The 12,141-nt window shown below is 68.2% G+C and carries 16 protein-coding genes; 4 read left to right on the top strand and 12 right to left on the bottom strand.

Annotated elements, in window-relative coordinates; genetic code table 11:
• Positions 1–28 precede the first annotated feature (28 nt).
• The 11 genes from ACFWI9_RS29515 to ACFWI9_RS29465 form a co-directional block, all read right to left on the bottom strand.
• Positions 29–475 (bottom strand): hypothetical protein, encoded by a 447-nt coding sequence (locus ACFWI9_RS29515; RefSeq protein ID WP_387166844.1) that lies wholly within the window; start codon positions 473–475, stop codon positions 29–31.
• Positions 476–538: 63 nt separating this feature from the next.
• Complete coding sequence (locus tag ACFWI9_RS29510) at positions 539–805, bottom strand: gas vesicle protein K (RefSeq protein ID WP_387166850.1); 267 nt, start codon at positions 803–805, stop codon at positions 539–541.
• A gap of 90 nt (positions 806–895) precedes the next feature.
• Positions 896–1,135, bottom strand: a complete 240-nt coding sequence (locus ACFWI9_RS29505; RefSeq protein ID WP_387166841.1) for a gas vesicle protein — start codon at positions 1,133–1,135, stop codon at positions 896–898.
• The gene (locus ACFWI9_RS29500) at positions 1,132–1,947 is read right to left on the bottom strand and encodes a GvpL/GvpF family gas vesicle protein (protein ID WP_387166838.1); all 816 of its coding nucleotides are present in this window, start codon (positions 1,945–1,947) and stop codon (positions 1,132–1,134) included. The genes ACFWI9_RS29505 and ACFWI9_RS29500 overlap by 4 nt, the downstream gene beginning before the upstream one ends.
• Entirely contained in the window at positions 1,944–2,348 is a 405-nt protein-coding gene (locus tag ACFWI9_RS29495; protein WP_387166835.1) for a gas vesicle protein, read from the bottom strand. Before ACFWI9_RS29495 ends, ACFWI9_RS29500 begins: the two co-directional genes overlap by 4 nt.
• 33 nt (positions 2,349–2,381) lie before the next feature.
• Positions 2,382–3,479, bottom strand: coding sequence for an SRPBCC family protein (locus ACFWI9_RS29490; protein WP_387166832.1), 1,098 nt, complete (start codon positions 3,477–3,479; stop codon positions 2,382–2,384).
• Complete coding sequence (locus tag ACFWI9_RS29485; RefSeq protein ID WP_387166830.1) at positions 3,472–3,966, bottom strand: hypothetical protein; 495 nt, start codon at positions 3,964–3,966, stop codon at positions 3,472–3,474. Before ACFWI9_RS29485 ends, ACFWI9_RS29490 begins: the two co-directional genes overlap by 8 nt.
• Positions 3,963–4,220 (bottom strand): gas vesicle protein GvpG, encoded by a 258-nt coding sequence (locus ACFWI9_RS29480; RefSeq protein WP_387166847.1) that lies wholly within the window; start codon positions 4,218–4,220, stop codon positions 3,963–3,965. The genes ACFWI9_RS29485 and ACFWI9_RS29480 overlap by 4 nt, the downstream gene beginning before the upstream one ends.
• A 42-nt stretch (positions 4,221–4,262) precedes the next feature.
• Entirely contained in the window at positions 4,263–4,976 is a 714-nt protein-coding gene (locus ACFWI9_RS29475; protein ID WP_387166827.1) for a GvpL/GvpF family gas vesicle protein, read from the bottom strand.
• A gap of 3 nt (positions 4,977–4,979) precedes the next feature.
• The gene (locus ACFWI9_RS29470; protein WP_387166824.1) at positions 4,980–5,420 is read right to left on the bottom strand and encodes a gas vesicle structural protein GvpA; all 441 of its coding nucleotides are present in this window, start codon (positions 5,418–5,420) and stop codon (positions 4,980–4,982) included.
• A 35-nt stretch (positions 5,421–5,455) separates the two neighbouring features.
• Positions 5,456–5,755 carry a gas vesicle protein gene (locus tag ACFWI9_RS29465; protein WP_387166821.1) on the bottom strand — a complete coding sequence of 100 codons (300 nt, stop codon included), beginning with the start codon at positions 5,753–5,755 and terminating at the stop codon, positions 5,456–5,458.
• Between the two features lie 253 nt (positions 5,756–6,008).
• Between ACFWI9_RS29465 and ACFWI9_RS29460 the strand changes: the two genes are divergently transcribed.
• Positions 6,009–6,605, top strand: coding sequence for a hypothetical protein (locus ACFWI9_RS29460; RefSeq protein ID WP_387166818.1), 597 nt, complete (start codon positions 6,009–6,011; stop codon positions 6,603–6,605).
• 46 nt (positions 6,606–6,651) lie between these two features.
• Here the strand turns inward: ACFWI9_RS29460 and ACFWI9_RS29455 are convergent, their stop codons facing one another.
• Positions 6,652–7,011, bottom strand: coding sequence for an MmcQ/YjbR family DNA-binding protein (locus tag ACFWI9_RS29455; protein ID WP_387166815.1), 360 nt, complete (start codon positions 7,009–7,011; stop codon positions 6,652–6,654).
• 223 nt (positions 7,012–7,234) lie between these two features.
• Between ACFWI9_RS29455 and ACFWI9_RS29450 the strand changes: the two genes are divergently transcribed.
• From ACFWI9_RS29450 to ACFWI9_RS29440, 3 genes are all read left to right on the top strand, one after another.
• Positions 7,235–9,940 (top strand): SpoIIE family protein phosphatase, encoded by a 2,706-nt coding sequence (locus tag ACFWI9_RS29450; RefSeq protein WP_387166812.1) that lies wholly within the window; start codon positions 7,235–7,237, stop codon positions 9,938–9,940.
• A 22-nt stretch (positions 9,941–9,962) separates the two neighbouring features.
• Positions 9,963–11,117 carry an ABC transporter substrate-binding protein gene (locus ACFWI9_RS29445; protein ID WP_387166809.1) on the top strand — a complete coding sequence of 385 codons (1,155 nt, stop codon included), beginning with the start codon at positions 9,963–9,965 and terminating at the stop codon, positions 11,115–11,117.
• Between the two features lie 103 nt (positions 11,118–11,220).
• On the top strand, positions 11,221–11,793 hold the full coding sequence (locus tag ACFWI9_RS29440) for a hypothetical protein (RefSeq protein ID WP_387166806.1): 573 nt from the start codon (positions 11,221–11,223) through the stop codon (positions 11,791–11,793).
• The last annotated feature ends 348 nt before the right edge of the window (positions 11,794–12,141 follow it).

The raw sequence follows: 12,141 nt of genomic DNA, 5'->3' as shown, positions 1-12,141 counted from the left end.
GGAGCGACAGGGCCCGACGAGTCCGCGCTCAGACCCTGCCGCGGGCCAGACGGGTGAGCGGACCGGTGGGAGGCTTGGCTGTGGACCGTCCCACGGCGAACGCGGTCCCGGCGACTCCGGCGACCGCCGCGGCTGCCCCGGCGACTATCGCCTTCCGGTGCTTGACCGCCGTCCACGCGGTGGTGGCCACGGCCGCCGCCTTGGTGGCCGTCGTGGCCACAACCTCCTGGCCGCTGGAAAGCCCGGCGGCGGCGGCACGTCCCGCACGCCTGCCGGCCGCGCCGGCCGACCGGGTACCCGCCGATGCGGCCTTCTTCGCGTCGAGCGCGGCCGACGCCGCACCCGCCGCCTCGGTCTTGGCCTTGGACGCGGCCTGCCCACCGGCGCGCTTGGCGGAGGCAGCCGTACCGGCACTCGCGGCCTTCTTCGCGTTGCGGCCGCCCGTCTGCTTGGTGTCATTGTTTTCAGCGGTCATGACATTGCTCCTTGCCTCACAAAACGAAATGAAACTCTCTGCGTCGTTGGCGTCGTCATTGCTTCAATGCTGTCGGGGAAGCAGAGAACCGAGAGGCCCGAGATCCAGATTCAGGTCGTCCAGTGTGAAGTCATAACGCTCACACAGTTCGGCCATACGCTCGTGGAGGACCATCAGCGTCATCCCGATGCGTTCTTCCTGGTCCTCACTGAGGTCTCCCTCGTCGACCCGGTGGAGGGCGGTACGCTCCATCAACTGCCGCAGCAGTTCCACAATGGTGAGGACGAGTTTCATCAGGTCCCGTTCCACCGATTCGGGGTCCGTCTCCATCCGTTGCGCGATGGCTTTCCTGGAACTGCCGGGTGCTGGTGTGTGCGGCACGGGATCCTCCTCTGCCATGTCCTCGTACGTCACGTCACGTCACCAGGGAGCTGGTTCGCCGGCTGTGATGGACCGGATGACAGCCCGGAGACTGATGTGTACGAGATCGATGTCCGCGATGGACAGCACAAGATCCCCGGTGAGCACGGCTCCTCCGTTGAGCAGTCGATCCAGCAGATCGATGAGCGCCACAGGCGGCCCTGTGGGGGCACCGTCATCCCATCGGGGCGCCTGAGCGTCGGCGGGTATCGCTGCCCGGGAGGCTGTTTCCGGCGTCATCGCGGTGCTTCACCGCCCTGTGCGGTGAGGGTCGCGAAGGAGTACGGGGCCCATGGCCCGGTGACATCGATCCGCACCCCGGGACTGCCCTGGACCAGGGCGTGGAGGACTTCGCGGAACCGGGCCTCATGGGACGCGGGGACCAGATAGGCCTCGTTGACGATGTTCGTGCCGGCGGTCGGCGCGAGGGCGCCCTGCTGCGGACGGTGCACGACCCGCGCGGCTGCAAGGCCCGCCGTCCGGTGGGCGGCCTCCTCCGCGAGGGCGGCGGCCCGCCGGTGGAGGTCCTGGCTGCTGCGCCGCTGTGCGCGACGCTGCTGCAGATAGGCACGCCCGGTGGCGGCGGTGGCGGCGCGACGATCCGCCTCAGCGGACTCGGGACGGCCGGGCTCGGCGTATACCTTCACCCCGAGCTCGACGTGTCGGCGGAGCCGGTCGAGCAGGATGTCGAACTCGGCACGTCGCTCCCGCAGCAGAGCACGCACCCGGGCGTCGTCCAGGTAGACGGTCGCCAGTCGCATGGGCAGCACCGTGCCCGTGGCGAAGGCGGACTCCACCACGGCGTGGTGAGCGCGGGCGATGCCCTCGAGCCGGGCGAGATCTTCCAGCTGCGCCTTCAGCCCCTGTTCACCGAACGTGTCCGCCGGCACCGACGACACCAGAGCGGCGACCGCCCCCTCGCTTACCCGCCGCACCGTGCGCTCGTCCACTCCCTTGAGGGCATCGGTGATGCGCTCCGAGGTGCTGTCCTGCGGGACGACCGCGTACACGTACGACAGTTCGCTGCCTGAGGTTGCCACGAGGGATGTCACTGGCCGCCCTCCCGCTCGGGGGCGGCGGCCCGCTGAAGCATCCCGTCCTGTGTGGTCACCGGCCGGACTGCCTCGCGCAGTTCGGCGAGCTCGGCCCTCAGGAGCGCGTTCTCCTCGGCGAGGACATCCGGTGCGACCGCTTGTGCGGGGGCACGGGATGACAGCGAGGGGTCTCGCTCCCACCAGTCGATCCCCATCTCTTTCGCCTTGTCCACGGAGGCGACCAGAAGCCGGAGCTTGATGGTGAGGAGTTCGATGTCCAGCAGGTTGATCTGGATGTCGCCCGCGATGACGACACCCTTGTCCAGTACCCGTTCCAGGATGTCGGCGAGATTGGCTGACGAGCCGTCATGTTGGGTGTAGTGCAGGCCGCTCGTACGCCCGGCGAGTGGTTGGGTCATGAGTTCACCCCTGTGTGCGATCACCGCCCACCGTCAGCGGCGGGCCCGTGCGGTACGGCGGCGGCCGGAAGGCTCCCGCTCGTCATCGTCATCGGCCTCGTCATCGACGTCATCGACAGCCTCGTCATCCTGGTATTCGTCCGCCCCCTCGACGTCGTCGTAATCGGGGTCGTCGTCCTCGATCTCCTCGATCTCCTCTTCGGGCAGATCCTCGTCCCGGACTTCCTCGTCCCGGTCCTCACCGTCGTCGGGCGCTTCGGCGTGCGCGTCCGCTCCGGGCTCCTGCCCGGCGTCACGCTCCACGGCGTCCTCGTGCTCCATAACGACCTCACCGTCGCGGATCTCACCGCGCCAGCCGTCGGTGGCCTCACCCCGGATCGTGAGGAACTTGCGGTAGAGCTTGAGATCCAGGCGGGCACGGCGGCCCTGGGCACGCCAGATGTTGCCGGTCTTCTCGAAGAGGCCTTTCGGGAAGTACTCAAGGACCAGGAGTACCCGGGTCAGGTCTTCCGTGATGGAGTGGAATGTCACCACTCCCTTGACCGTGCCCTTGGCTCCTTCCGTGGTCCAGGCGATCCGTTCGTCGGGTATCTGCTCGGTGATGTTGGCCTTCCAACTACGGGTGGACTTGGCTACCTTCACCTTCCAGTTACTGGTCGTGTCATCCGCCTTCTCGACGCTCACAACCCCCTTGGCGAAGGTGCTGAACTCCTGGAACTGGGTCCACTGGTCGTACGCTTCGCGGACCGGAACACCCACATCGATGTCCTCGACGATGGTGACGCTCTTCGACTTGCCGCCGCCGCTCTTGCGTCCCTTGCCGAACAGGCTCCCGACCTTTTCCTTGAGGGTGTCCTTCAGATGGGACATCCCCGCGGTCATCACGGCCTGGCCGGGCGTCTTGCCGTCGCTCAGCGCCTCGCCACCTTTGGACAGGCTCTTTGCCAGCCCTCCCGGTCCGTGTCCCGGTTGAGCCAGCTGGGAGACCCCTTTACCGAGCCGATGGCCCAGATTCGTCACCGCGTGCCCGGCGCGAGCGGTCAGGTAGTCCCGCAACTCGTCCTTGAGCCGTTCGGCTTCCGGGCTGCGGCCGATGTCGTCCTTGATCCGGCTCAGCATCGAGTCAGTCATCGGACCCACCCCGGCTCTTGCGGCCCGTCGATGCCGTGGAACGGCGAGGTGCACTGGCGCGCTTCCGGGCGGCAGCGCTCTTCTTCCGCGCACCCTCCGACGCCGAACGAGTGCGGGTGGCCGTCTTCTTCTTCGCTTCGGCGGGAGCCGCCTCGTCGTCCACCGCCGCGTCCTCGGCCTCGGGCTCACTCCCCTGATTGAGTTCCAGCGTGCGCTGGTGGAGGGACTCCGCCAGACTCGTTGCTCGTTCGGTGAGCGCGGTCGTCGCGGCGGAGCGCGTGGTCTCGACCAGCTCCCGGCGGACCTGCTCGTTGAGCGATCCCAGGACCGGCGAGTTGGCCAGTACCTTGCCGATGTGGCGGGGATCGAGGTTCAGCTTCCTGCCGGCGAGGAACATACCCAGACCGATGGCCAACTTGGCTTTTCGCGTCCTGCCCAGGAAGTACCCACCGACCACTGCGACGCCTATCTTGACGTTGGTCGTCATGTGCTCGTCCACCTCACACTCCCGTGCTTGGAAATCGTGTCGAGCCGGTCGAGGAGTTCGTCCTCCCGCCGGTCGAACTCTTCGTCTGTGATGCGTCCGGTGATCAGGTCCTGCTCAAGTGCGGCGAGTGCGCTGCGCACCGGTGCCGGGTCGTAGTACTCGCGCTCGGCGGCCAGGACCACCTGGTCGAGAACCCACGCCGTGCCCCGGACGGGAGCGAGCGGGAGGGTCAGGATGCCGGTGATGAGACCCATGGCGATGCCTTCGGTCGGTTGGTGGAACACGAACGCCGTGGCTCAGACGAAGCTGTACGGCGGCAGCGGCCCGGTCAGCGTGAGTGTGTAGGCGTCCCCGCGCCGCCCCGCTTCCTCCTGGACGGCGCGTGAGAACGCCGCCGCTGCCGCGTCCTCGATGAGGAAGGACGCGTTGAGGAAGTGGTCCCCGGTGGGTTCGCCGAGCGCGGTCCGGGTCGCCGACGCACCGAGCCGGCCGACCAGTTCGGTGGCTTCACGCTCCTGGCGTGCGGCTACTTCCCGGGCGACCATCTCGCCGAGGGCGACCCGCTCGTCGTGCCGTGCGGAGGGCCCTCGGCTGCGCTCACTGAGTCGCCGGATCTCTCCGGAGTCCGTCATGATCTCCCGCAGCAGGTCGTCCTCGTCCCGGATGACCTTGAGGTTGAACTCGACGTGTCCGGAAAGCTCGGTGAGCCGTTCGCCATAGGCATCGCGCTGCTGCTCCAGAGCGGCCGCGACCTGCTCGTCATCGGTTCCGACCAGTCCGAAGCGCATCGGCAGCGTCGCGCCATCGCGCATCAGCCGTTCGATCACGGCCTGGTGAGCCAGCACATCACGGCGCTTGGCGCGCAACCCCGGCGGCGCTTCACTGACGACCGCGGCCAGGCCCTGCGTGGTGACCGTCCGCAGCGGCAGGGGCGGCTTCCCGATACCTTCGAGCTCCTGCAGGCGCAGGGGATGGTCGGCGTGCGTGATGGCGTACACGTACGTGGCCACAGGTCACTCCCCCTTGGCCTGTGCCGACTGGCGACTCGGCGCGGACTTGCGGGCCGGGCGCTTTCGCGGCGGCTCCTCGGACTCCTCCCCGCCCTTGCCCTGCAGGGAGTCGGTGAACGCCTCGACGGCGCCGCTCAGTACGCCCTTCGACTTGCCCTTCGCGCCGCTCTCCGTCATGTCGCCGACCAGGTCGGTGAGCTGACTGGGCGCCTTGCGGCCCGCCTCCAGGTCCAGGCGGTTGCATGCCTCGGCGAAGCGCAGATAGGTGTCGACGCTCGCGACGACGACCCGCACGTCTATCTTGAGGATCTCGATGCCGACCAGGGAGACGCGGACGAACGCGTCGATGACCAGTCCGCGGTCGAGAATGAGCTCCAGGACGTCATAGAGGTTTCCGGAGCCGCCGGAACTGCTGGGCGCGGTGCTCTGCTGGACGATTGTCATGGTGCCGCTCCTTCGACTTCGCTCTTGCGGTTGGTTCAGCGTCGGTCGATCTGGCCTCTCGCATACCGGCGTGTTCGCTCGTATGCGGTGAGGCAGCCGTCGGCATCGAGAGAAACGCGATAGGAAGCCATGACGCTCATCGTGTCGGGAACTCTTTCGAGTTCGACCACTTCGACATCGGCGCACCACCCGTCTTCCGTGGCCTTCATCGAGGAGACGGCGCCCGGCTCGCATTGGAGCAGTTCCGCGAGCTGAACGGAGGCGCAGCGCAAGGCGCTGGAGAAATCCATTCGCTCCTCGCGGGCCTTGGCGGCCTTTCCCTCTTGGGTGTTCATGAGATCCCACCTCGTGCTCGGATGATCTTTCCTGACGAGCTTTCAGGCACATTTCGTGGATGAAGTGCGCTTGCCCGGGAGGTCCGAACGTATGCTCCGTCGCTTGCCCGTTCCCGAAAGCGGATCTCCTACCTCATCCGTCTCAGAGGTACGGAATACACGGAACCGGCTGACATGGGACGTACCGGGTGAGACCGTGGATGCGGCCGTCCGCCGGGACGGCACGTCGGTCACAACACGAGGGGGAAGAGCCATGCCCAAGGGCACCTACGCCAAGGACGCTACGGAGGCCGAGGCCGACCTCGCCGCCTACTGCAAGGCGGGCAACTTCGACCGGGAGTGGATGAGTGACGAGCGCTGGGCCACCACGGTCCGCATCGCCTGCGACCAGAAGTACGGTTACGACGAGGCCTACCGCACCATCGACACGGACCAGGTGGCGCTGCTCGCCGAGACCGCCAAGCAGGGACGCAAGAGCAAGCTGGACGCCGACGAGGACGACCTGCTCTCCCTGGTCGAGCACACCGATGAGCTGTCGAAGACGCTGGTGCCGAACATCCTCCAGCAGTGCGCCGACGCGTATCTGGGCGGACAGCGGGTCAATCTCGGCTTCTCCAAGGCGATGACCCGCACCGAGTTCGGTCAGCTGCGCAAGGACTGGACGGTGGCGGGTGAGTACGCCACCGGGGAGGGGATGTTCACCGACTTCCACAGCTTCCCACCGCAGGACAAGCAGAAGGCCGGAAAGGGCTCGGTCGGCGACACACTCGCGCGCCGGGGCGTGCAGGGCAACCTGATCGTGAAGATCGCCGGCCGGACCTTCAACATGCACGTGGACATCAAGGACTGACCCGCCGGCACTCGCGGGGCCGCCCGGGAACGGGCGGCCCCCTACGTCAGGCGCCTGCGCCGGGCCGCAGGTCAGGGTGCTCATCGACCAGCCGATCCGGAGCCGCCTGCCCCCAGGAGTCGACAAGGATGTCGCGCAACTCGTCGAGGTCCTCGAGCGCGGCGAGCCGCACCCTGACCCAGGCGGAGCTCGCCTCGTGCGGAGGCACCCAGAACTTCTCCGGCTCGGCCGCGATGAGCTCGGCACGCTCATGTCTCGGACAGCGCACGGCGAACGATGTCTGATCGTCGGGAATGGTGAGGTACATCTTCCCGGCCACTCGGAACGTGGGCATCTCCCACGCTTCCTTCTCCACTGTCCCGGGAAGCGACAGGGCGAACCTGCGGATGTCGTCGGCGTCGATCATGCGCCCACCGTAGCCAGCGCCACTGACACACGGACTTGCTCAGAAAACCGTCGGTCCATCCCCTGATCGAACCGTGATGGGCAGCCGGGAGCGATAGAAATGCCCTGTGCGTGATTTTTCGGGACGTAACGGCGATGAACGACCGAAGCCGCCCAAGAGTGACACCACATCCGATCGGTGGAGCGCGCGGCGGACACTGCGGTGGCTGCGTTCCCTGCTGGATGTGCGCAGCCTCGCGGGCCAGGTCTTCCTGCTCCAGCTGGGGGTGGTGGTGCTGGTCGTGATCACCGCGCTGGTGGCCCTCGTCGTCCAGGCACGTCGGCACAGCATGGAGGATGCCCAATACCAGACGCTCGTCGCCGCCCAGACCTTCGCGCACTCACCGGGGATCATCGCGGCACTGAACAGTCCCGACCCCAGTGCGGTGCTGCAACCGAGCGCCGAGGCTGTCCGCAAAGCCTCCGGCGTCGACGCGATCATCGTCTACCGGCGGGACGGGATCACCCTGACCCACAGCGACCCGGGCCAGATCGGGAAGCACGTCATCGGCCCATATGCGGAAGCGGCCACGGGAAAGTCGTTCACCAGGACGTTCCAGGGCGCCCTCGGGCTCTCCGTGATCTCGGCCGTACCTGTCAAGGACGGCAGCGGTTCGGTCGTCGCCATCGTCTCCGCCGTGGTCACGGTGGGGAAGGTGCAGGACTGGGTGAACCAGCAGCTACCGGTCCTGTTCGGCGTGGCGATCGGGTCGGTCGTCCTGGCCGCGGGCGGGTCGGCGCTGGTGAGCCGGCGTCTGCGGCGGCAGACACATGGTCTGGGCCCGGCCGAGATGACTCGGATGTACGAGCATCATGACGCGGTGCTGCACGCCGTGCGGGAAGGCGTGCTGATCGTCGGGGGCGACGGCAGGATGCTGCTGGCCAACGACGAGGCCCGCCGCCTGCTGGAACTACCGGAGGACGCGGAGCACCGGTCGGTGAGCGGGCTGGGGCTCGGCGACGAACTCGCCGGACTGCTGACATCCGATCAGCCGGCCACCGACGAGGTGCATCTGGCGGGCGATCGGCTGCTCGCCGTCAACAAGCGGTTCGCCGGGCCAGAGGGTCCGGCGAGCAGGGTGGTGACCCTGCGGGACACCACCGAGCTCCAGGCCCTCGCCGGCCGGGCGGAGACCGCCCGCGAGCGGCTGCAACTGCTCTACGACGCCGGGGTGCGGATCGGGACCACCCTGGATGTCACCCGCACCGCCCGGGAGCTCGCCGAAGTCACGGTCCCCCACTTCGCGGACGTCGTCACCGTCGAACTACTCGACCCGGTCCTGCACGGCGAGGAGCCGACCGGTGCGAGCACCGAGATGCGCCGTGTGGCCGTCGTGGGCATGGAGCGGGACGACCTGCTGTACCCGGCCGGCACACTGATCCGCTTCGTCGCCTCCACTCCCACAGCCGTCGGTGCGGCGAACGGCCGGGCGGTCCTGGTAGCGGACCTGAACGCCTCCGACGGCTGGCAGGCCCAGCACCCCGAGAGGGCCCGCCGGATCCTGGAGCACGGTGTGCATTCCCTGATCGTTGTGCCGTTGCGGGCCCGGGGCGTGGTGCTCGGAACGGCCCACTGCTGGCGGAAGGCAGCCTCCGCTCCCTTCGACGAGGAGGACGTTGCCTTCGCCGAAGAGCTGGCGGCCCGAGCGGCGGTGTGCATCGACAACGCCCGCCGGTACACCCGGGAGCACACCACGGCGGTCGCCCTCCAGCGCAGCCTGCTGCCCAGCCGGGTGCCCGATCAGTCGGCCCTGAAGGTGGCATACCGCTATCTGCCGGCCAGGGCCGGGGTGGGCGGTGACTGGTTCGATGTCATCCCGCTGTCCGGTGCCCGGGTCGCCCTGGTCGTCGGTGATGTCGTGGGCCATGGCGTGCACGCCGCGGCCACCATGGGGCGGTTGCGCACCGCCGTGCACAACTTCTCCGTCCTGGACATCCCGCCGGAGGAGCTGCTGGGGCGGGTGGACGAGCTGGTGGCCCAGATCGACGTGGACGAGTCCGGTGACGGGGAGGGCCTGGGGATCACCGGCGCGACCTGTCTGTACGCCGTCTACGATCCCACCTCCGGTCGGCTGGCGGTCGCCACAGCGGGGCACCCGGGTCCCGCTGTGGTACGACCCGACGGGAGTGTGGACTTCCCTCAGCTTCCGGTCTCCCCTCCGCTGGGCCTCGGGGCGTCGATGCCCGGCGAGAGTGCCGAACTGATCGTCCCCGAGGGATCACGGCTCGTGCTCTACACGGATGGTCTGATCGAGGACCGGGGCCGGGATCTGGATGTCGGGCTCGCGGCACTGCGCACCGCCCTGACCGGGCCCGACCGCTCCCCGGAGGCCACCTGCGCCGCGGTCGTCGGCGCATTGATGCCCGACCGGCCCAGGGACGACATCGCACTGCTGGTCGCCCGCACCAATCGGCTGCATGCCGACCGGATCGCGGAGTGGCGGGTGTCCCGCGACCCGGCAGCGGTCGGCCCGGTCCGTGCCGAGTGCGTACGCCGGCTCCACGAGTGGGGTCTCGATCAGCTCGGCTTCGCCGCCGAACTCGTCCTCAGCGAGCTGATCACCAACGCCATCAACTACGGGACCGACCCCGTCACCGTGCGGCTCCTCCGCGACCGGGCCCTGATCTGCGAGGTCTCCGACGGCAGCAGCACCTCGCCGCGGCTGCGGCGGGCCAGGGTCACCGACGAGGGCGGCCGCGGACTCTTCCTGGTGGCCCAGTTCGCCGAGCGCTGGGGCACCCGCTACACCCCCAGGGGCAAGGTCATCTGGGCCGAACTGTCCCTTCACGGCGGCGCCGGGCCCTCGGTTGACGGACTCGCCGAGTTCCTGTTCGACGAGGTGGAGCCGCTGTCCTTGGAGAGCGCGGAACGGGACGGCACGGCAAGGTGAACACGTGGGGCAAGGTGTGCGCATGAAGACCCGGCACGTGCTGCGGGCGGCCCGCCTCGCGTCGGCGGCAGCCGCGGCGGGCTGCCTCGGTCTGCTGCTTGTGAGCGGCTGCGCCGAGACACCGAAGCCCAGGACGGTGAAGCCCGCAGTCGCCACTTCCGCGGCGGAGGCCGGGGGAATGGACGCGCTGATCGGCGCGGCCAAGCGGGAGGGCACGCTGAACGCGATCGCGCTGCCGCGCGACTGGGCGAACTACGGCGGTCTGATCGACGGCTTCGAGAAGAAGTACGGAATCACGGTCACGGTCGCCGACCCCCAGGCCTCCAGCCAGGACGAGATCGATGCCGTCAAGGAGGGCGGTAAGCGCGCCGACGCCCCTGACGTCATCGATGTGGGTGACTCGTTCGCCCGGACGGCGGCACGGCAGGGGCTGCTGGCACAGTACCGGGTCGCCGAGTACGACTCGATCCCGGACAGCCAGAAGGACGCCAAGGCCCGCTGGTCCAACAACTACGGCGGCTATGTCTCCATCGGCTGCAACGCCGGACTGGTGAAGCCCTGCCCGCGGACTTTCGCCGATCTGCTGGGTCCCCGGTACAAGGGGAGGGTCTCACTCAACGGTGATCCCACCCGTTCCAACGCCGCCTTCGCCGGCGTGTACGCGGCGGCGCTGGCCAACGGCGGATCGTTCGACGACATCCAACCCGGACTCGACTTCTTCGCCGAGCTCAAGAAGCGGGGCAACTTCAATCCCACCGAGTCCACATCGACCGCGGTCGAGACCGGCAGCACCCCCATCAGCATCGACTGGGACTACGTCAATCTCGACTACGCGGACCGGTTCCGCGACAAGGGAGTGGACTGGCATGTATCGATCCCCTTCGACGGGAGCTTCGCCCAGTACTACGCCCTGGCCGTCAACAGGAACGCGCCGCATCCGGCGGCGGCGCGCCTGTGGCAGGAGTACCTCTTCAGCGTGGCGGGGCAGAACCTCCGTCTCACGGGCTACGCCCGTCCGGTGCTGATGGAGACCATGCGCGAGGACGGCACCCTTGACGAAGCCGCAGCGGCGAGACTGCCGACGGTCGAGGGCGAGCCGCGGTTCCCGACGGACGCCCAAGTGGAGAAGGCCAGCCGGACGGTGGACCGGGAGTGGGCCAGGGTCATGGAGGACTGAACAACCTCGCCCCGGTACGGCGGTGTGCCGTCCAAGCGGCGGCGTAAAGGATGAGGGTCACACAGCCTTGTCCTACGGTCGTCTCATGGTACGAACTGACGGCATGTTGACGTCTGCTCGGCGGCGCTTCGCTGTCATGGCCGGACTGTGCGTCATCTTGGGCTGGGTGGCGGTCGCGCCCACGCCGGTCCATGCCCGGGAATCCATGGACGACACCGAGGACTCGACGGACGCGGAGGTCGTTTTCGAAGTGGTGGCCGCCGGAGGGCTGAGTATCAACCCTCCCGACACAGCCCTGTTGTCACGCACGGTTCCCGGCGGAACCGCCCGCGGCACCATCGGGCAGGTGACCGTGGTCGACGAGCGCGCGGCGTCCGACGCGGAGTGGACGGCGATCGTCTCGCTGAACGGTCCGTTCAGGACCGGCGAAGGCCACCGGCACCAGACCATCCCGGGTTCCCGCGTGTGGTACGACCCGGGCGAGGAGATCGACCCCGTCAACGGGCCTTTTCTCCCCGGGACTCCCGGCACTATCGCGGATCCCCGGGTCGCTTTCCGTCACCCGAGCGGTTCGGGCGGCAATTCCGTCACCTGGGATCCCACGCTGGAGGTGGAGGTGCCGGCGCTGGCGGTCGCCGGCTGGTACCGGGGAGTCGTCACCCACTCGGTGGCCTGACACCGGTGTACGACCGTCGAATGAGCCGGATTCCACTCGCCCCTACCGCGATGGCCGGTAAGTCCCGCCCCGGGAATTGCCGGACAAACCCATTAGCGAGAAGCCGGGACACGCATTCACCACCTGCGGTTTTCACCTGAACTCGTCCCTATAGTTCCTCCGGGTCATCACAGATGGTCTCTGCGTCCCGTCAGACGGCGGGGCCGTCATCTTGGACACGGAGGTCACCGTGCTCGGTCATCGAGCTCCTCAGGTCAGACGCTCTACCGAATCGCTCGGACAGCGCACCGGGCGGGTGACTCATTCCCTTGCGTAACCGTCCATGGGCACCACTGTGCGCCCGGGGCC

Source organism: Streptomyces sp. NPDC127084 (assembly GCF_042724175.1).
GTDB lineage: Bacteria > Actinomycetota > Actinomycetes > Streptomycetales > Streptomycetaceae > Streptomyces.
The sequence above is the reverse complement of the archived record's forward strand: the minus strand, read 5'-3'. Positions and strand labels throughout refer to the sequence as shown.

Coding starts and splice junctions, on each gene's coding strand:
- ACFWI9_RS29485 (WP_387166830.1), bottom strand. CDS start 3,966: ATGACGACCAACGTCAAGATAGGCGTCGCAGTGGTCGGTGGGTACTTC.
- ACFWI9_RS29465 (WP_387166821.1), bottom strand. CDS start 5,755: ATGAACACCCAAGAGGGAAAGGCCGCCAAGGCCCGCGAGGAGCGAATG.
- ACFWI9_RS29470 (WP_387166824.1), bottom strand. CDS start 5,420: ATGACAATCGTCCAGCAGAGCACCGCGCCCAGCAGTTCCGGCGGCTCC.
- ACFWI9_RS29490 (WP_387166832.1), bottom strand. CDS start 3,479: ATGACTGACTCGATGCTGAGCCGGATCAAGGACGACATCGGCCGCAGC.
- ACFWI9_RS29455 (WP_387166815.1), bottom strand. CDS start 7,011: ATGATCGACGCCGACGACATCCGCAGGTTCGCCCTGTCGCTTCCCGGG.
- ACFWI9_RS29510 (WP_387166850.1), bottom strand. CDS start 805: ATGGAGACGGACCCCGAATCGGTGGAACGGGACCTGATGAAACTCGTC.
- ACFWI9_RS29460 (WP_387166818.1), top strand. CDS start 6,009: ATGCCCAAGGGCACCTACGCCAAGGACGCTACGGAGGCCGAGGCCGAC.
- ACFWI9_RS29515 (WP_387166844.1), bottom strand. CDS start 475: ATGACCGCTGAAAACAATGACACCAAGCAGACGGGCGGCCGCAACGCG.
- ACFWI9_RS29445 (WP_387166809.1), top strand. CDS start 9,963: ATGAAGACCCGGCACGTGCTGCGGGCGGCCCGCCTCGCGTCGGCGGCA.
- ACFWI9_RS29505 (WP_387166841.1), bottom strand. CDS start 1,135: ATGACGCCGGAAACAGCCTCCCGGGCAGCGATACCCGCCGACGCTCAG.
- ACFWI9_RS29495 (WP_387166835.1), bottom strand. CDS start 2,348: ATGACCCAACCACTCGCCGGGCGTACGAGCGGCCTGCACTACACCCAA.
- ACFWI9_RS29480 (WP_387166847.1), bottom strand. CDS start 4,220: ATGGGTCTCATCACCGGCATCCTGACCCTCCCGCTCGCTCCCGTCCGG.
- ACFWI9_RS29440 (WP_387166806.1), top strand. CDS start 11,221: ATGTTGACGTCTGCTCGGCGGCGCTTCGCTGTCATGGCCGGACTGTGC.